Here is an 18,420-nt window from a genome sequence, read left to right on the forward strand (position 1 = left end):
TGCCCCAGCCAGGACGACGCCGACGCCCTGGCGCAGATCGCCCAGCACAGCCAGCTCCCCGTCATCGCGGACATCCACTTCCAGCCCAAGTACGTCTTCGCCGCCATCGAGGCCGGCTGCGCCGCGGTCCGCGTCAATCCGGGCAACATCCGCAAGTTCGACGACCAGGTCAAGGAGATCGCCGCGGCCGCCCGCGACCACGGCACCTCGATCCGCATCGGCGTCAACGCCGGATCCCTCGACAAGCGCCTCCTCGAGAAGTACGGCAAGGCCACCCCCGAGGCCCTCGTCGAGTCGGCGGTGTGGGAGGCCAGCCTGTTCGAGGAGCACGGCTTCCACGACTTCAAGATCTCGGTCAAGCACAACGACCCCGTCGTGATGGTGCGGGCCTACGAGCTGCTGTCCGAGCGCGGCGACTGGCCGCTGCACCTCGGCGTCACCGAGGCGGGCCCCGCCTTCCAGGGCACCATCAAGTCCGCCACCGCCTTCGGTGCGCTGCTGTCCAAGGGCATCGGTGACACCATCCGGGTCTCCCTGTCCGCCCCTCCCGTCGAGGAGGTCAAGGTCGGCATCCAGATCCTGCAGAGCCTCAACCTGCGGCCCCGCAAGCTCGAGATCGTCTCCTGCCCGTCCTGCGGGCGCGCCCAGGTGGACGTCTACAAGCTGGCGGACGCCGTGACCGCCGGGCTCGAGGGCATGACCGTGCCGCTGCGCGTCGCCGTCATGGGCTGCGTCGTCAACGGCCCGGGCGAGGCTCGCGAGGCCGACCTGGGGGTCGCGTCCGGCAACGGCAAGGGACAGATCTTCGTCAAGGGCGAGGTCATCAAGACCGTCCCCGAGGCCGCGATCGTGGAGACCCTCATCGAGGAGGCCATGCGCCTCGCCGAGGAGATGGGCGAGCCTGCGGACGAGGAGTCCGCCGGCAGCCCCACCATCACCGTCGGCTGAGTCCGCGGCGTCCGTATGACGTGACGCGCGATGACGACCGACGAGAGCGGGCCACCCCACACGAGGGGTGGCCCGCTCTCGTCGAGCCCGTCGGCGGACGCTGTCAGAGCTTGGTGACCTCGACGGCGGCCAGGCTCGGGGTGTCCTTGACGGCGTGGAAGCCCAGGTCGAGCCGCCCGTCGGTGACCGTCACGGTGAAGGTCGGCTCGTAGGCCCGGAAGGCGCCGCCGGTGCGGGCGAAGACGTCCACGTCCTTGAGGACCGTTGAGCCCTCCGCCCGGACGGAGTAGACCCGGCGCCCGGGAGCCGTGAAGTAGTCCTCGGCGGTGTAGAGCTTGACCCGGTAGGTCCCGTTGGCGACCTTGGTCCGGTAGGAGGTCATCCCGTAGACCGTGGAGCGGTACAGCTGGTCGTCACCGGTGCCGGCCACGTCACGGCCCACCATGGCCGTACCCGTCTTGTACGAGTCGAACGCGTCACCGCGCCCGGCCCATCGCCGGCCCTGGGCATCGGTCTGGTCGAGCCAGGCCGCGGTCTGCCGAACGGTGGCGACGCCCGGTCCCGGCACCGGAATGGTCGGCGTCGGGGTGGGCGTGGGGGTCGGGGCCGGGGTCGGCTTGGTGGGAGTGGGCGTCGGAGTGGGAGTGGGCGTCGGGGTGGGTGCGGGCGCCGACGAGACGGGCGCCTCGTAGTTCATCGGCAGGACCTCGAGGAGCTCGAGCGGGAAGCCACGCTCGCCGCGTCCGGGGTCGCCCAGCATCTCCTGCCAGTCGGCCCGCCCGCGGAACAGCTCGGGATAGGGGTCGCTGGTCATGCCGATCGGGTTCTCCGCGCGGAAGCTGATCGATCCCGCCGTGTCCCAGACGACCACGCCGTACTCCTGGGCGGCCTTGGCGATGGTCCGCGCCGTGGGCGACAGGCGCAGGGCGTCGAGGTTGACGGAGGCCGGGATGCGCAGCATCTGCCCCTCGGCGGCGGCCGGTCGTCCCGACGGGTTCCAGCCGTCGGTGCGGTTGGCCGGACGGGAGACGTTGGGCCAGGGGGCGTTGTGGGGCAGCGCGATGCCGATGACGTGGTCGATACGACCGCGGCGCAGCTCCTCGGGGCGGATGGTGCCCCCGGCGAGGGAGAGCCCGCTGGCAGTGGTGCCGAAGGGGTGCGGGAAGACGCCGTTGCTCTTGGAGGCGTCCGGGATGCTGCCGCCCCAGCACGCCGACCAGGTACCGTTGTTCTTGCGGGTGACCCAGGTCTCCGTGAGGCGGCGGGAGCTCGCGTCGTACACCAGCATCTCGAGGTCCGTCCCCTCTGCCGGACGGGCGTAGGCCGGGATCCTCAGGTTGCTGAGGTGGTTGGCGATCAGGCCGGTGTCGCCGTACGACTTGCCCTGGCAGTTCTCGAACCTGAACGACGTGGTGGGGTCGCCAGCCTTGGCCATGTACATCGGCGCGGAGTAGCGCACCGTGTTGACCGCGATGGACGGGGCACCGGGGCGGCCGTAGTACGAGACGCCCTGGTCGTAGATGTGCTTGGAGATCTCCGCCGAGCGCGGGTCCTTCGGGGTGTTCGCCGGCAGCCTGCGATACCAGAACGCGTCGGGGGCGAAGATGCGCTCGGGCAGCCGGTCGCGATCTGCGGTCGCCGCAGCGGGCGCCGCCGTCACGGGCGCCGCGGAGGCGGCGGCGAGCTGGGCTGACCCCAGGGCGGTTGACGTGAGCAGGGCGGCGCCGATGACGCCTCCCGTCAGCCGGCGTCGCCGGCGTGCGGACAGGGGGGTGTGCATGAGACCTCGAGAGGGTGAGGGGAGAACTGCAGCCGGGCCGGATGATGGCGCTACGGCCGCGACAACCACTCTGTGCAACCGTTTCTGCACGAATGGCTGTCCATCAGCCAGTGTGATAGTTCAAAGCACTCGATGGTAGGCCTATTCGGGGAAAGAAAATCACTCTATGTGTTGTACGACGATTCAAGGCCGTGACGCCCCGAAGGTCACTTCGACATCGAAGTCTTTGATATGGTGAGGGTGTTGCGAGGCGCGGCCGGATGGGGGCCACCTCGGGGGAGCACGGCGAGATGGGCGCCGCCCCCGGCGCCGTTCGCAACCGCGGGGCCTGAGCAGCCCCGCAGCCAGAAAGGGCCTCGTCCGGCAGCTGCCGTGGCGGGGCCTTTTTCTGCTGCGCGAACTCGTCCCGGCGCGTCGCGTGGTGGCGTGACAAGCGACCCACCGCAGTCCACCCTTGGGGGGTGCTCCGCTCCCGATCGCCGATCCAGGCCCTGACGCCGGCCGACGAGGACGCGGCGATCGCTGTCTGTGCACGTCGGCCTGACGCCCACGTCTTCGTGGCGGCGCGCATCCGTGAGGGTGCGCTGCGGACCACCCCCGGCTGCGTGCTCGGCTACGCCGACCGGGGCGACCCCCTCGGCTGGCGATCTCTGGTGTGGACCGGAGCCAACGTCGTTCCGGTCGAGGTCGGACCGGACACGGCCCCGGCCTTCGCCCAGCGACTACGCCGGCGCAGCCGCTGGGCCTCCTCGCTGTTCGGCCCGTCCGACGAGGTGCTCGGGCTCTGGGCGTTGCTCTCGCCGTCGTGGGGGATGCCACGGGCCGTCCGCGGGTCGCAGCCGCTCATGGCGACGACCGTCCCGCCCAGCGAGCTCGGCCTCGCTCTGGACCCTTGCGTGCGGCTGGCCGGGCCCGACGAGCTGGACGCCGTCGTGCCGGCTGCGGCGGCCATGTTCACCGAGGAGATCGGCTACCCGCCGTACGTCGGCTCGGTGGCGTCATACCGCCGATCCGTGGCCTCGCTGATCGAGCAGCGGCGGACCTATGTCGTCACCGAGGGGCCCGACGTGGTGTTCAAGGCCGACGTGGGTTCGGTCGCTCTCGGGACCGCCCAGATCCAGGGGGTCTGGCTGGCGCCGCACCTGCGCGGCCGACGGCGTGCGGGGCCGGCCATGGCAGCCGTCGTCGAGGCAGTGCTGGCGGAGCACGCCGCTCGCGCCTCGCTGTACGTGAATGACTTCAACGTCGCCGCGCGGGCCACCTACGCCCGCATCGGTATGCGGGAGGTCGGGGAGTTCGCCACCGTCCTGCTGTGAGCGCGCCGTTCGTCGGTGGGTGGACATGCGGTCACCGACCGCCCGTCAGGAAGGGGCGACCGTTCGTCACAGGGCACCGGCGAGACGCATTCCGTTGACGTGGCGTCAAGCAACACCCTCCGTCCAGGAGCCGTCCGACGGAGCACGGCTCACCCGCCCGAGGAGCCTGCATGAGCTCCGTTGCACCCACCCCCGAGTCCACCCTCCCCCCGCCGGCGACGCCGACACCCGGGGCCTTCCCGGTCAAGCCCATCGCCGCGGCGACCGTGGGCCATGCGGTCGAGTGGTTCGACTGGACCATCTACGGCCTGTTCGCGACCTACTTCGCGACCCAGATCTTTCCGAAGGAGAACGAGGACCTCGCACTCCTGCTGACCTTCGCGACCTTCGGCGCCGCGTTCTTCTTCCGCCCCCTGGGTGGCTGGATGATGGGCCGGGTCGCGGACCTGACGGGGCGTCGCGGCGCGATGCTCGTGTGCGTCGCGCTCATGGCCGGAGGCTCGTTCGTCATCGGCGCACTGCCGACCTACGACCAGATCGGGATCTGGTCGCCGCTCGTCCTCGTCCTCGCGCGCATCGCCCAGGGGATCGCGGCCGGCGGCGAGCTGTCCAACACCTCGGCCTACCTGTCCGAGGTCGCGCCCGCAGGTCGGCGTGGCCGCTACGTCTCGTTCATGTACATCGGCACGGGCGTCGCCCTGCTGCTGGCGACGACGCTCGGCTTCTGGCTCACCCGCACGCTGGGACCCGCCAAGATGGCGGAGTTCGGCTGGCGCATCCCGTTCATCCTCGGCGGCATCTTCGCCCTCGTGGGCCTCTTCATGCGCAAGGACCTCAAGGAGTCGGCGCACTTCGAGGAGCACAAGGCCAAGGCCATCGAGAAGGTCAAGAACCCCCTCCTCACCACCCTGCGGCTCTCCCCGCGGTCGGTGCTGCACGTCGTCGGCACCACCATGCTGTTCGCCGTCGCCTACTACACGCTGATCGGCTCCATCAACTCCAGCGTCGTCAAGAAGTTCGCCAAGACGAACCCGGAGGTGGGGCAGAACGTGTTCATGGCCCTCACGATCTCGATCGTCATCTTCATCGCCCTGCAGTACCCGTTGGGAGCACTGTCCGACAAGATCGGGCGCAAGCCGATGATGCTGATCTTCACGGTGTTCTACGCCGTCGCGATGGTGCCCTTGTCCTCCTTGATCAAGCCGGACCTGCTGAGCCTGACCATCCTCTACGTCCTCGGCATGTCCGCGTTCGCCTTCGCGTCGTGCATCCTGCCGGCGATCATGGCCGAGCTGTTTCCGACGGAGGTCCGGTCGACCGGGATCGGCGCCTGGTACAACATCACGGTGGCGGTCTTCGGCGGGGGAGCGCCCTACCTGATCACCTGGCTCAACCAGAACCAGATGGCGACCGCTTCTTCTGGGTCGTCTCGGGGGTCGCCGCGGTGGCGACGCTGATCATCCTGACGATGCCGGAGACGCGCGGCAAGAAGCTCGACTGATCAACGACGGCCTGAGGATCGCAGCGAGGGACGAGCGCGGACCGGAGGGCCGAGGAGGTCAGTCAAGTCCAGCTCGATTGATCGAACCGCTACTGCACCGCCTCGCCCGCGTCGCCGGGGTCCGAGGCGCTCGACGAGCCGCCCGTGAGCATCGCCCACGGGCGGCTCGTCAGCTTGATGCGGGGCTGGTCGTCCGCGACCACGGCCGCCAGGTGGAGCAGGCTCGCGGTGCCGCGGTGGTAGTACTGCTCGTGCCCGACCGGCGGCCGCAGCACCGTCCAGGTGCCGTCGGGGTAGACAACGCGTCGGGCCAGCGGGGACAGCTGGTGCACGCCGGGGATCCGCAGCACCTCGCCGCCGAAGATGCCCAGGATGCCGATGAGGTCGCCGGGAGCGACGCAGGCGTACAACGTGCCGGGCGCCAGCCCGAGGTCGGAGAGGCGGGAGGCGAAGATGCCCGGTGCGCCGGCCGTCATCGCGGCGTCCACCACGTGGTGGTGCCGGGCGGCGAGCTGGGCGAGGGCGAGCCCCATGGCGGACGCGCCGTAGGAGTGGCCGCTCGCCACGATGCGTGCCCCCGCCGGAGCGATCTCCCGCACCCCCTCCAGGGTGCGCGCCAGGTGGTCGGCTGCCTCCCGCGCATATCGAGGGTCGGACGCCTCACCGGGCACGAGGACGCGCATCCCCGTGTCTCCCAGGGCCTTTCGCGTGGCGATGTCGTATGGCGCCTGGTAGCCGATCCAGTCGATCACCGCCACGCGTGCGTCGGGGCCGAGCAGGCGGACCGTCTCGTCGCGCAGCCAGGACATCCAGGTGGCTTCGCGATAGAGGCGCAGGTCCACGGTGGTGGTCGTGCCGGGCACGTGCACCACCAGGTGGGTCGCGGTGTCGGGGTCGCCGAGCGCGATGGCCGTCCGCAGGGGATAGCTGCGGGCGTCCAGGAGATAGAGGAAACGACGCGAGGGCGGGGTCGAGACCTGGGCGAGCCCCTCGGGGACCTCGGCCAGCAGCTCGGGGTCGGAGAACAGCGCCCGGAGCTTGAGCAGGCCGCGCAGGTCCCGCTCCTCCTCGACGGTGGCCTCGTCGGCGGGTGCGCCGGTGTCGACGTCGAGCTCGCGGCTGCGGCGGGCGATCTCGGCCTCGAGCACCTGCAGGTTGGCCGTGTGCCGCACGGCGGTGGGGAGCCCGTCCGCCCGCCCCACCCAGGGGGCGTGGCGCCGCAGGACCTCCTCACGGTCGCCGGCGTCCAGGTCACGCCACCAGGCGGCGACCACGTCGGGCGCCTCGTCGCGGGGGATCGGCAGCACGTCCTCGCCAGCCAGCCCGAGGCGGGGGTAGCGCGAGGCGGCGGTCCGGGCCTCGGTGCGGAGCTGGTCGACGAGCAGGCCTGCGGCATACAGCCCGACGTCGGTGCGCCGCGTCAGGATCTCGTCGAGGACGGCGTCGCCGGGCCGGGCCCACGTCCGCTCGGCCGCCAGCGCCTCGGTGAGGTGCAGGTGGGCGCTCGTCGCCGCCGCCACGGCCTGCTCCAGGGACTGCGCCGCGGCCAGCAGCCCCGCCTCCAGCGTGAGGGGTCCGGTGCCGGCGTCCCCTCCAGGTCGCACGCCCTCGCCCGGCGTCTCGACGCCCTCCTCCACGACCACTCACCTCCGTCTCCGAGGCTACGCCCGAACGTGGTCGAGGCCAGGAGCCAGGGCCGATATCCTGCCGTGGTCCCACCTTCGCCCATCCGAGGAGCACCACCGTGTCCGGTGAGATCATGCGCATGTCGTCCCTGTTCCTGCGGACCCTGCGCGAGGACCCGGCCGACGCGGAGCTGCCCGGTCACCGGCTGCTGGTGCGCGCCGGCTACGTCCGTCGCGCGGCGCCCGGTGTCTACAGCTGGCTCCCCCTGGGGCTCAAGGTGCTTCGCCGGGTCGAGGGCATCGTCCGCGAGGAGATGGACCAGATCTCGCAGGAGCTGAGCTTCCCCGCGCTGCTGCCGCGCGAGCCCTACGAGTCGACGAACCGGTGGACGGAGTACGGCGACAACCTCTTCCGCCTCACCGACCGCAAGGGCGCCGACATGCTGCTCGGTCCGACGCACGAGGAGATGTTCACCCTCGCGGTCAAGGACCTCTACAGCTCCTACAAGGACCTGCCCCTGTCGCTCTACCAGATCCAGACGAAGTACCGCGACGAGGCGCGCCCCCGCGCCGGTCTGCTGCGCGGCCGCGAGTTCATCATGAAGGACTCCTACTCCTTCGACGTCTCCGACGAGGGGCTGCAGAAGTCCTACGACGCCCACCGCGACGCCTACGTCAAGATCTTCGACCGGCTCGGCTTCGACTACGTCATCGTCCAGGCGACCTCGGGCGCGATGGGCGGGTCGGCGAGCGAGGAGTTCCTCGCGATCAGCGAGGTCGGCGAGGACACCTTCGTGCGGGACGACAGCGGGTATGCCGCCAACGTGGAGGCCGTCGTCGTGCCGCAGGCCGAGCCCGTCGACGCTTCGGGCGTGCCGGCGGCGCAGGAGGTGGACACCCCCGACACGCCGACCATCGAGACCCTCGTCGACATGCTCAACGCGGAGCACCCGCGCCACGACGGCCGCGCGTGGACGGCCGCCGACACGCTCAAGAACGTCGTCGTCATGCTCGTGCAGCCCGACGGCACCCGCGAGCCCCTCGTCGTGGGCCTTCCCGGAGACCGTCAGGTCGACCTCAAGCGCCTCGAGGCCCAGGTCGCGCCTGCCGAGGTGGAGGAGTTCACCGAGGCGGACTTCACGGCCTACCCGCAGCTCGTCCGCGGCTACATCGGGCCGGGCGCGCTGGGGGAGACCGTCGAGCGCGACGAGCAGGGAGAGGTGGTGTCCCGCACCGGGATCCGCTACCTGCTCGACCCGCGCATCGCCGACGGCTCGTCCTGGGCCACCGGGGCCAACAAGCCCGGCGTGCACGTCGTCAACCTCGTCTACGGCCGCGACTTCACGGCCGACGGGACCGTCCAGGCCGCCGAGGTCCGCGACGGCGACGTCGCGCCCGACGGCGCCGGCACCCTGCGCACCGCCCGGGGCATCGAGATGGGCCACATCTTCCAGCTCGGCCGCAAGTATGCCGAGGCCCTGGGTCTCAAGGTGCTGGACGAGAACGGCCGGCTCGTCACCGTCACGATGGGCTCCTACGGCATCGGCGTCTCGCGCGCGGTCGCCGCCATCGCCGAGGCCAACCACGACGAGATCGGCCTGGTGTGGCCGCGCAACGTCGCCCCCGCCGACGTGCACGTCGTCGCGACCGGCAAGGACGAGGCGGTCTTCGTCGAGGCCGACCGGATCGTGACCGAGCTCGCCGCGCAGGGGATCACGTCGATCGTGGACGACCGCGCCAAGGTCAGCCCCGGTGTGAAGTTCAAGGACGCCGAGCTCATCGGGGTCCCGGCCATCGTGGTCGTGGGCAAGGGCCTGGCCGACGGCACCGTCGAGATCAAGGACCGGCGCACGGGCGACCGCCGCGAGGTCGCCGTGGCCGACGTCGTCGCCGAGATCGCCCGGGAGGTGCGGTCCTGACCGGCCCCGCACGCGCTCCGGACCCGGCGACCTCGCCGGTGGGTGCCGTCGTCTTCGACTGGGGCGGCACCCTGACCCCCTGGCACGACGTCGACCTGCGCCAGCAGTGGGTCGAGTTCTCCCGCGGCTACGGCACGATGGCCTGCTCGCTCCACGAGCTCACGGCGCGCATCCTGCTCGCCGAGGACGAGCTCTGGCAGCGCGCCCACACCAGCCACGAGTCTGGGCGCCTCGCGGACCTGCTGACGCAGGTGGGACTCGACCCCGAGCACGAGGCGACGCTGGCCGGGCTGGCGGCCTACGAGACCTTCTGGGAGCCGCACACGCTCACCGACCCGCAGGTCGAGCCGTTGTGGACCGGCCTGCGCGAGCGGGGGATCCGCGTCGGCGTGCTGTCCAACACGATCTGGACCCGCGACTACCACCGTGGCGTCTTCGAGCGGGACGGGGTCGCCCACCTCATCGACGCCGACGTCTACTCCAGCGAGATCCCTTGGGCCAAGCCGCATCCCGAGGCCTTCCTCGCTGCTGCACGCGCCGTCGGCGTCGAGCCGGAGCGGTGCGTCTACGTCGGGGACCGGTCCTTCGAGGACGTCCACGGCCCCCAGCAGGTGGGCATGCGAGCGGTGTGGGTGCCCCACTCGCGGATCCCCGTCGCGCAGCAGGTCTCGCACGAGGCGGAGCCCGACGCCGTGGCCCACGAGCTGCTCGACGTCCTCACGATCGTCGACCGATGGTGCGGGCGTGGGTGAGCTGTCCCTCCAGGTCGTGCTCTTCCTGGTGGCGTCCGCGTTCTGCGCGGGCTGGGTCGACGCCGTCGTCGGCGGGGGAGGGCTGATCCAGCTGCCCGCGCTGCTCGTCGGTCTGCCCGGCGCCTCGCCCGCGCAGATCCTCGCCACCAACAAGCTGGCCTCGATCTGCGGCACCTCCACGAGCGCCGTGACCTACTACCGCCGGGTGCGTCCCGACCTGCGCACCGCGATCCCGCTCGCGGTGGCGGCGTTCGCCGGATCGTCGCTGGGTGCGGTCGTGGCGACCAGGATCCCCAAGGAGGCGTTCAACCCGATCATCCTGGTGGCGCTGGTCGTCGTGGGCGCCTACACCGTGGTCAAGCCCAGCCTCGGCGCCTCGACCCAGCTGCGGTTCTCCGGCCGGCACCACCTCGCGGCGGCACTGGTCATCGGGGTGGTCATCGGCTTCTACGACGGGGCGCTGGGACCCGGCACCGGGTCGTTCTTCGTCTTCGCCCTGGTCGGGCTGACCGGCTACGCCTTCCTCGAGGCCAGCGCCAAGGCCAAGATCGCCAACTTCGCGACCAACCTCGCGGCCCTCGTGGTCTTCATCCCGCACGGGGCCGTCATGTGGCCGATCGGGGTCGTCATGGGGCTGGCCAACATCGCGGGCGGCTACATCGGGGCGCGGACGGCGGTGTCGCGAGGCACGGGCTTCGTCCGCATCGTGTTCATCGTGGTGGTGGGGGCGTTCGTCGTCCGCATCGGCGGGCAGCTGCTCGGCCTGTGGTGAGCGTCGGCCGCTGGTGACCCGCGCTGGCCGCCTCGTTCAGCCCCGGCGCGGTCGACGTGGTCGCCGCAAGCGGTTCTGGCGGCGCCACACGGCCCTGATCGTCGCCCAGCGGGCGAGGCCGGCGCCGAGGCCCGCCAGCATCCCCGGGACGAGCAGGAAGGTCCCGTCCATGGCGTCCCGGCCCAGGTCCGCGCGTCCGCCGGCGAGCCCGGTCAGGACGCCCACGGCCACCCCCAGGAGCAGCCCGGTCAGCGCACCGCCGAGGGTGAGCGGCCAGACGAGCGCGCGACCCCGACCCCGACCCGCAGCCCGGGCGGCCAGCTCTCGGGACCGCGTCCAGGCGACCGCGACCCCGACGGCGGCGACGATCGCCGGGAGCATCAGCAGCAGGACGGCGCGGTTGCGCACGAGCGTCAGCCCCGCACCCGGTCGTAGGTCACGAACGCGAAGCCCGGGTGGGCCTGGGTCGCCGCGACCTCTTCGCGCCGGACCTCGCGCCACTGCGCGCGATCGATCTCGGGGAACCACGTGTCGGCGTCCGGGGCGTCGTCCACCTCGGTCAGCTCGAGCCGGTCCGCCAGGGGCAGGGCGAGGGCATAGATCTCGCCGCCTCCGCCGCAGCGCACCTCGTCGTCGCCGGCCAGCGCCAACGCCTCCTCGAGGGAGGACGCGGTCTCCGCATCCGGGACGACCCACCTGGCGTCCCGGGTCACCACGATCGTCCGTCGGCCCGGCAGGGCGCGACCGATCGACTCGTAGGTCTTGCGCCCCATGACGAGCGGACGCCCCTGCGTCAGGGCCTTGAAGCGGGGGAGATCGCCCGGCAGCTGCCACAGCAGGTGCCCGTCCCGCCCGAGGGCGCCGTTGCGACCGACGGCCGCGACGAGGGTGAGCGTCCGCGACGTCATACGGCGATCGGTGCCTTGATGCTCGGGTCGGCGACGTAGCCCTCGAGGGTGAAGTCCTCGAGCTCGTAGGCGTCGATCGACGGGCGCCGCGCGACGTGCATCGTGGGGAGCGGGTGCGGCGTGCGCGTGAGCTGCAGGCGCGCCTGGTCGAGGTGGTTGGAGTAGAGGTGCGCGTCGCCGAGCGTGTGGACGAGGTCGCCCGGCTCGAGGTCCGTCTGCTGCGCGACCATCATCGTGAGCAGGGCGTAGGACGCGATGTTGAACGGCACACCGAGGAAGATGTCGGCGCTGCGCTGGTAGAGCTGGCAGGACAGCCGCCCCTCGGCGACGTAGAACTGGAACATCGTGTGGCAGGGCGGCAGGGCCATGCGGTCGACGTCCGCGACGTTCCAGGCGGAGACGATGTGGCGCCGCGAGTCGGGGTTGCTGCGCAGCGACGCGATCACCTGACCGATCTGGTCGACCTGGCGGCCGTCCGGGGTGGGCCAGGACCGCCACTGGTGGCCGTAGACGGGTCCGAGCTCGCCGTCCGCATCCGCCCACTCGTCCCAGATGGAGATCCCGCGCTCCTGCAGCCAGCGCACGTTGGTGTCGCCCCGCAGGAACCACAGCAGCTCGCCGATGATCGACCGCAGGTGGAGCTTCTTGGTCGTGAGGACCGGGAAGCCCTGGGCGAGGTCGAAGCGCATCTGGTGCCCGAAGACGCTGCGCGTGCCGGTGCCCGTGCGGTCCGCCTTGTCCACCCCGGTCGTGAGGACGTGGTCGAGGAGGTCGAGGTACTGCTGCATGGCGACCACGGTAGCCGGGCAGGTCCGTCATACGGTCATCGACGGGGCGCGAGGGAGCGGCCAGCCGATGTGAGCCAGGTCACACGAGTTCCCGCGACCCGGCTGTAACGAGATCGCCCCCCTTGCCGATGTAGTCCGTGAATCGCGTAGCCACCCGGACCCCCGAGCGGGTGGCTACGCGATTCACATGTCCGGCGCCGACCCATGCCCGTGGCGGTCACCGCCCCTCGCGCGCACCCCGGGATACATTGACCTCATGACGACCTCACCCGCGTTCGGCCGAGTCCTGTCGGCCATGGTGACCCCGATGCTCCCCGACGGCTCGATCGACCGTGACGGCGTGCGTCAGGTCGCGCGCCACCTCGTCGACCACGGCCACGACGGCATCGTCGTCAACGGCACCACGGGCGAGTCGCCGACCACCACGGACGACGAGAAGGCCGAGCTGGTCCGCCTGGTGCGTGAGACCGTCGGCGATGGCGTGCACGTCGTCGCGGGCGTCGGCACCAACGACACCAGGCACACGATCGAGCTGGCCGGCCAGGCCGCCGACGCGGGCGCCGACGGGCTGCTCGTCGTGACGCCCTACTACAACAAGCCCTCGGTGGCCGGGCTGGAGGCGCACTTCCGCGCCGTGGCCGACGCCACCGAGCTGCCCGTCATGCTCTACGACATCCCCGGTCGGGCGGGCGTCCCGATCCCCACCGACCTGCTGGTCCGGCTCGCGGACCACCCGCGCATCGTGGCGGTCAAGGACGCCAAGGGCGACCTGTGGGCCGCGACCAAGGTCCAGCGCGCCACGGACCTGCAGTGGTACTCCGGCGACGACGTCGCCAACTTCTCCCACCTGGCGCTCGGCGCCGTCGGCATCGTCAGCGTCGTGGCCCACGTGGCCGGCGACGCGTATGCCGAGATGGTGGGGGCCATCCAGGGCGGCGACGTCGAGCGGGGGCGCGAGATCCATCGCCGCCTCGTGCCCGTCGTCGACGCCGTCATGAACGTGACCCAGGGGGCCATCATGACCAAGGCGGCACTCGTCGAGCTGGGCGTCATCGCCCACGCCGACGTGCGCCTGCCGCTGGTCCCGGCCACCGACGACCAGGCCGAGATCGTCCGATCCGGCCTCCGTAGCTCAGGACTGATGTGACTTCTGCTTCCGCTGCACCCGACCTCGTGACCGAGGTCCCCACCACCCCGCCCGCGCTGCCCAAGGGCGGCCTGCGGGTCGTCGCCCTCGGCGGTCTCGGGGAGGTCGGCCGCAACATGACGGTGCTCGAGCACCGCGGCCGGCTGCTGATCATCGACTGCGGGGTCCTCTTCCCCGAGGAGCACCACCCGGGCATCGACCTGATCCTCCCGGACTTCGACTACGTCGAGGACCGCCTGGACGACGTCGACGCCGTGGTCCTCACGCACGGGCACGAGGACCACATCGGGGCTCTGCCCTACCTGCTCAAGCGCAAACCGGACATCCCGCTCATCGGCTCCCAGCTGACCCTGGCGCTGGTCGAGGCCAAGCTCAAGGAGCACCGGATCACGCCCTACACGCTGGGCGTGCGCGAGGGGCAGCGCGAGCAGGCCGGCGTCTTCGACCTGGAGTTCGTCGCGGTCAACCACTCCATCCCCGACGCCCTCGCGGTGTGCGTGCGCACCGCCGCGGGCACGCTGCTGCACACCGGTGACTTCAAGATGGACCAGCTGCCGCTGGACCGCCGCCTCACCGACCTGCGGGCCTTCGCGCGTCTGGGCGAGGAGGGGGTCGACCTCTTCCTGACCGACTCCACCAATGCTGAGGTCCCCGGCTTCACCACGCCCGAGCGCGAGATCGCCCCGGCCATCGACAAGGTCTTCCGCCACACCACCGGTCGCATCATCGTGGCCTGCTTCTCCTCGCACGTGCACCGGGTCCAGCAGGTGCTCGACGCGGCGCACAAGGCCGGGCGACGGGTGGCCATGGTGGGCCGGTCGATGGTCCGCAACATGACCATCGCCGCCGAGCTGGGCTACCTCCACGTCCCGCCCGGCGTGCTCATCGACATCAAGAAGGTCGGGTCCCTGCGCGACGACCAGCTGGTCCTCGTGTGCACCGGCTCGCAGGGCGAGCCGATGGCTGCCCTGAGCCGTATGGCGAACCGCGACCACCGCATCGAGGTCGGTCCCGGCGACACGGTGCTGCTGGCCTCGTCGCTGATCCCCGGCAACGAGAACGCCGTCTACCGCGTGATCAACGGCCTGATGCGGCTCGGCGCCGACGTCGTCCACAAGGGCAACGCCAAGGTCCACGTCAGCGGGCACGCGAGCGCCGGCGAGCTGCTCTACTGCTACAACATCGTCAAGCCCCGCAACGTCATGCCCGTGCACGGCGAGTGGCGCCACCTGGTGGCCAACGGACGCCTGGCCGAGGCGACCGGCGTGCCGGCCGAGCGGGTCCTGCTCTGCCAGGACGGCACCGTCGTCGACCTCGTCGACGGGGTCGCGAGCATCGTGGGCGAGGTTCCGTGCGGCTACGTCTACGTCGACGGCTCCGCCCTCGGGGGAGAGACCAGCGACGAGCTCCTGCGCGACCGGCGGATCCTGCGCGACGAGGGCTTCGTGACCGCCATCGTGGTCGTGGACACCTCGACCGGCGAGGTGGTCAGCGAGCCCGAGATCACCTCGCGCGGCGTGGCCGAGGACCAGGAGGTCTTCGACCGGGTGCGCCCGCAGGTCGAGAAGGCCGTGGTCGAGGCCATGGCCAAGGGCACCACGGACACCTACGCCCTGCAGCAGGTCGTGCGACGCACGCTCGGCTCCTGGGTTGGCACCAAGCTCCGGCGCCGCCCGATGATCATCCCGGTCGTCATCGACGCATGACGGCGGGGTCGACCCGGACGAGGCCCTCGACGACGATCTGGTCACCCTCCTCGCGGGTGCTCCTCGTCGCGGGGGCCGTGCTGACGCTGGCGGGCACCGGGCTGCTCGCGCTGCGCTGGGCCTTGGTCCCCGAGCGCACCGGCTTCCTCGCCCTGCAGGCCGTGTCGCCGCTGGGCGGGGTCCTTGTGGGGCTCGGGGTCGCGGCCCTGCTGCTGGCGCGGGCCTGGGGCCCGCTGGCGGTGGCCCTCGTCCCGGCCCTGGCGTATGCCGTTCTGGCCGCCCCCACGGTCTTGCCCGACACGGTCCCGCCCCGCCCGGACGACCTGGTGGTGCTCTCGACCAACCTGCAGTACGGCCGGGCCGACCCGCGTCGGCTTATCGCCGCCATCGACCGCCTCGACGCCGACGTGGTCGTGCTGGTCGAGGTCACGCCGGGCGCCCTCGAGCGGCTGGACGCGGCGGGGCTGTCCGGGCGCTACGCGCACTCGATGGGTCAGCCCGGGCCGCGGGCGAGCGGCCTCGTGGTGCGCACCCGTGACCCCCTGCGCGTCGTGTCCCCGTCCTACGACCCGCGCACCGGGACGCCATACGGCCTGCTCCGCACGAGCAGGGGAGAGGTCATGCTCCGGGGGGTGCACCCGGCCGCCCCGACCAGCCCCGACCGCTGGCGCAGCGACCTCGCGGACCTCGAGTCCTGGATCTCTCGGGTGGCCCGGCTCGACCCGGAGCAGCCGGTCGTCGTCGCGGGGGACCTCAACGCGACCTACAGCCACCCGCCCTTCCGCCAGGCCGTGGCGCCGCTGACCGACGCCGCGCGGTCGGCGGGAAAGGGCTGGGAGCCCACGTGGCCCCAGGGCCGGTGGTACCCACCCTTCGCGCAGATCGACCACGTGCTGGTGCGCAACGTCGGGGTGGTCGACAGTGGGGTCGTCGCGATCCCGGACACGGACCACCGGGCGGTGTGGGCGCGGTTGCGGGTGGGGTGAGCCGCGCGGGTCGGGCCGCTCAGGCCAAGGTGCTCAGGCCGCGCACTCAGGCCGGCGCACTCAGGCCGCGCACTCAGGTCAGGACGGGTCGCTCGTCGGCCGGCCCCTCGGCCGGCCCGTCTGCCACGGCATCGTCCTGCTGGTGCCGGGCGGACAGCCGGCTGAGGGCGAAGACCGAGGCGAGCAGGACCGCGAGCCCGATGCCCTCCAGCAGCAGGTCCTTGGGGGCGGAGTGAAGGCGCTCGCCGTAGACCGCGCCGCCGATGATCAGGCTGAACAGCGGGTCCAGGCTCGCGATGACCGGCAGGCTCGACGACAACGGCCCGGCCTGGAAGGCCATCTGGTTGAGCACCAGGGCCAGCCCGCCGGCGATGATCAGGGTGTAGAGCTGCCAGGAGAGCAGCAGTTCCGGGATGCCGTGCTCGACGATGCGGGTGCAGGTCTTGATGAGGGCGGCCGTGCAGGCGTAGAGCGCGGCGACCGCCGTGCCCAGCAGGGCGGCCTTGCGTCGAGGGCCGACGCGGCGGGCCACCGTCACGCAGACGAGGACGAGCATGGTGGTGCCGACACCCACGAAGATGGCGGGGTTGCGGGCGCCCTTGGCCTCCGGCCCCTTGGGGGCGGCGGCCCCGGAGGCCCACAGGAACAGCACGAGGCCGCCGACCAGCGCGAGCGCCAGGAGCACCTCGCGCCCCGAGGGGCGCTGCTTGAGGAACCACGCGTTGAGGACGAGGGAGAAGACCAGGGCGAGCGTCAGCATCGGCTGCACGACCGAGATCGCACCCTCGCGCAGCGCCAGCACCTGCAGGATGATGCCGCCGGCGTCGCACACGAGGCCGCCGAGCCACAGAGGGTGCGAGACCATGGCCTGGACGAACCGCCGCACGCGGACGAGGCCCGTCCCGGTGATCTCGGGCATGGTCCCGGCGGAGCGGTGCTTGAGCACCGAGCTGAGCGCAAAGACCGCGGTCGCCGCCAGCGACAGCAGCAGGACCGTCGTCACCGGTCCGACCAGCCCTGCTGGCGGGTGCGCGCGGTCTCGTCACCCTGGAGGGGCGTGATGTCGATCTCGGGCAGGAGCGAGACGTCAACGGCGCCCGCGGTCTCGTAGACGTCGGCCAGCAGCGAGAGCGTGTGCGGCCAGATGACCGCGCAGTCCTGGGTGCGGTTGTAGTGCTGGATCCGGCGCAGCAGGGAGCGGTCGCGCGCCAGTCGCTCGAGGGCGTGGGTCATGTCGCCGTCGGTCTCGCAGATGAGGCCCTCGCGCTCGTGCCGGACGAACTCCGGCAGGCCGCCGGACGCCTTGGCGACGATGGGGAGCCCGGCGCACCGCGCCTCCAGCGCGGCCAGCCCGAAGGACTCGAGGTTGGCGGGCGCGATGAACGCGTCGCTGGACTCGAGCATGAGGCGGACGTGGTCGCGGTCCAGGCGCCCGTGCAGCGTGACCTGGTCGGCGAGCCCGTGGCGGCGCAGGTAGCGCTCCATGGCTGCCTGCCGGGGCCCGCAGCCGGCGATCTGCAGCCTGATCGTGGCCGTGGATCCCAGTCGGTTCTGCGCCTCCCGCAGCATCCGCAGCAGGGGCATCGGGCGCTTGCGGGCGCTGAGCCGCATCACGGCCGCGACGGTCAGCTCGCCCTCGCGGTCGGGGTAGCCGCCGCGTCTGGTCCACCGGGCCGGATCGACCCCGTTGGGGATCACGTGCACCTGGGCACCGTCGGGCAGGACCCGCCGGACGTGGCGGGCCGCCATGTCGCTCACCGCGGTCCAGGTGATGGGGAGCCTGGTCCACCCCCACACCAGGTTGCACAGGCGCAAGATGCCGATGGCCCAGGCCCACAGCGAGTGGACGGTGACGACGGTGGGGATGCCGGCGCGGGCGGCGGCGCGGGCGACGAAGAACCCGAGCGGCGAGCCGACCCCGACGTGGCAGTGGACGAGGTCGTAGCCGCCCTCGCGGACCTCGCGGCAGCCGTCGCGCCAGGCGGCGGGGTGGATGGCGTGCTGGATCCGGAAGCCGTCGGTCAGCCGGACGACGGCGTCGGGGCCGAACGGCACCCCGGCGCTGGTGTGGCTGGGGGCGTAGGGGTCGCCGGAGGCAGGGGCGTCACGCGTGCTCGGCGAGCTGGTGACGACCACGACCTCGTGACCGGCCGCCCGCTGGCGGCCGGTGAGCTCTGCGACCTGCATCTCGATCCCGCCGAGGCGGGGGAGGTAAAAGTCGGTGACGTGCGCGATCTTCATCAGTCGTGGTGGTCCTTCGTCGTGCCCGCGC

At 71.7% G+C, this 18,420-nt stretch carries 16 protein-coding genes; 9 read left to right on the forward strand and 7 right to left on the reverse strand.

The annotated features are described in order from the left end of the window. A partial coding sequence (gene ispG, locus B2P18_RS14050; protein ID WP_286961290.1) for a flavodoxin-dependent (E)-4-hydroxy-3-methylbut-2-enyl-diphosphate synthase occupies nt 1-948 on the forward strand: 948 nt, incomplete at its 5' end. A 103-nt stretch (nt 949-1,051) separates the two neighbouring features. Here the strand turns inward: ispG and B2P18_RS14055 are convergent. Next, nucleotides 1,052-2,728, reverse strand: a complete 1,677-nt coding sequence (locus tag B2P18_RS14055) for a malectin domain-containing carbohydrate-binding protein (RefSeq protein ID WP_286961292.1) — start codon at nt 2,726-2,728, stop codon at nt 1,052-1,054. Between the two features lie 461 nt (nt 2,729-3,189). On the opposite strand from B2P18_RS14055, the gene B2P18_RS14060 reads away from it, so the two are divergent. Further along, on the forward strand, nt 3,190-4,044 hold the full coding sequence (locus B2P18_RS14060) for a DUF4081 domain-containing GNAT family N-acetyltransferase (RefSeq protein WP_286960779.1): 855 nt from the start codon (nt 3,190-3,192) through the stop codon (nt 4,042-4,044). Between the two features lie 170 nt (nt 4,045-4,214). Then, complete coding sequence (locus B2P18_RS14065; RefSeq protein ID WP_286961293.1) at nt 4,215-5,501, forward strand: MFS transporter; 1,287 nt, start codon at nt 4,215-4,217, stop codon at nt 5,499-5,501. A gap of 133 nt (nt 5,502-5,634) precedes the next feature. Here the strand turns inward: B2P18_RS14065 and B2P18_RS14070 are convergent, their stop codons facing one another. After that, nucleotides 5,635-7,182 carry an alpha/beta hydrolase gene (locus B2P18_RS14070; RefSeq protein WP_239264688.1) on the reverse strand — a complete coding sequence of 516 codons (1,548 nt, stop codon included), beginning with the start codon at nt 7,180-7,182 and terminating at the stop codon, nt 5,635-5,637. A 122-nt stretch (nt 7,183-7,304) separates the two neighbouring features. On the opposite strand from B2P18_RS14070, the gene B2P18_RS14075 reads away from it, so the two are divergent. The 3 genes from B2P18_RS14075 to B2P18_RS14085 are packed head-to-tail and all read left to right on the forward strand — an operon-like array spanning nt 7,305 to nt 10,613. Continuing rightward, nucleotides 7,305-9,089, forward strand: a complete 1,785-nt coding sequence (locus B2P18_RS14075; RefSeq protein ID WP_286961338.1) for a proline--tRNA ligase — start codon at nt 7,305-7,307, stop codon at nt 9,087-9,089. 38 nt (nt 9,090-9,127) lie between these two features. Beyond that, on the forward strand, nt 9,128-9,841 hold the full coding sequence (locus B2P18_RS14080; RefSeq protein WP_286961295.1) for an HAD family hydrolase: 714 nt from the start codon (nt 9,128-9,130) through the stop codon (nt 9,839-9,841). After that, nucleotides 9,834-10,613 (forward strand): TSUP family transporter, encoded by a 780-nt coding sequence (locus tag B2P18_RS14085; protein WP_286961298.1) that lies wholly within the window; start codon nt 9,834-9,836, stop codon nt 10,611-10,613. The genes B2P18_RS14080 and B2P18_RS14085 overlap by 8 nt, the downstream gene beginning before the upstream one ends. 36 nt (nt 10,614-10,649) lie before the next feature. Here B2P18_RS14085 and B2P18_RS14090 read toward each other — a convergent pair whose 3' ends face one another. The 3 genes from B2P18_RS14090 to B2P18_RS14100 are packed head-to-tail and all read right to left on the reverse strand — an operon-like array spanning nt 10,650 to nt 12,309. Beyond that, the gene (locus tag B2P18_RS14090; protein WP_286961300.1) at nt 10,650-11,021 is read right to left on the reverse strand and encodes a hypothetical protein; all 372 of its coding nucleotides are present in this window, start codon (nt 11,019-11,021) and stop codon (nt 10,650-10,652) included. A gap of 5 nt (nt 11,022-11,026) precedes the next feature. Continuing rightward, a complete protein-coding gene (locus B2P18_RS14095) occupies nt 11,027-11,521 on the reverse strand; it encodes a dihydrofolate reductase (protein WP_286961302.1) in 495 nt (164 codons plus the stop codon). Beyond that, nucleotides 11,518-12,309 (reverse strand): thymidylate synthase, encoded by a 792-nt coding sequence (locus B2P18_RS14100; RefSeq protein WP_037211322.1) that lies wholly within the window; start codon nt 12,307-12,309, stop codon nt 11,518-11,520. The genes B2P18_RS14095 and B2P18_RS14100 overlap by 4 nt, the downstream gene beginning before the upstream one ends. Nucleotides 12,310-12,565: 256 nt before the next feature. Here B2P18_RS14100 and dapA point away from each other — a divergent pair, with 256 nt between their 5' ends. From dapA to B2P18_RS14115, 3 genes are read left to right on the forward strand one after another with little or no spacing between them, the layout of a single operon-like run. Continuing rightward, a complete protein-coding gene (gene dapA / locus B2P18_RS14105) occupies nt 12,566-13,456 on the forward strand; it encodes a 4-hydroxy-tetrahydrodipicolinate synthase (protein WP_019284545.1) in 891 nt (296 codons plus the stop codon). Further along, a complete protein-coding gene (locus B2P18_RS14110) occupies nt 13,453-15,162 on the forward strand; it encodes a ribonuclease J (protein ID WP_376783710.1) in 1,710 nt (569 codons plus the stop codon). Before dapA ends, B2P18_RS14110 begins: the two co-directional genes overlap by 4 nt. A 56-nt stretch (nt 15,163-15,218) precedes the next feature. Beyond that, a complete protein-coding gene (locus tag B2P18_RS14115; RefSeq protein WP_286961305.1) occupies nt 15,219-16,148 on the forward strand; it encodes an endonuclease/exonuclease/phosphatase family protein in 930 nt (309 codons plus the stop codon). Nucleotides 16,149-16,221: 73 nt separating this feature from the next. Here the strand turns inward: B2P18_RS14115 and B2P18_RS14120 are convergent, their stop codons facing one another. Beyond that, a complete protein-coding gene (locus tag B2P18_RS14120) occupies nt 16,222-17,151 on the reverse strand; it encodes a DMT family transporter (RefSeq protein ID WP_286960768.1) in 930 nt (309 codons plus the stop codon). After that, entirely contained in the window at nt 17,148-18,389 is a 1,242-nt protein-coding gene (locus tag B2P18_RS14125; RefSeq protein WP_286961307.1) for a glycosyltransferase family 4 protein, read from the reverse strand. Before B2P18_RS14125 ends, B2P18_RS14120 begins: the two co-directional genes overlap by 4 nt. Nucleotides 18,390-18,420 lie beyond the last annotated feature (31 nt).

The organism is Arsenicicoccus sp. UBA2120 (assembly GCF_002330965.1).
In the GTDB taxonomy this organism is placed as follows: Bacteria; Actinomycetota; Actinomycetes; order Actinomycetales; family Dermatophilaceae; genus Arsenicicoccus; species Arsenicicoccus bolidensis.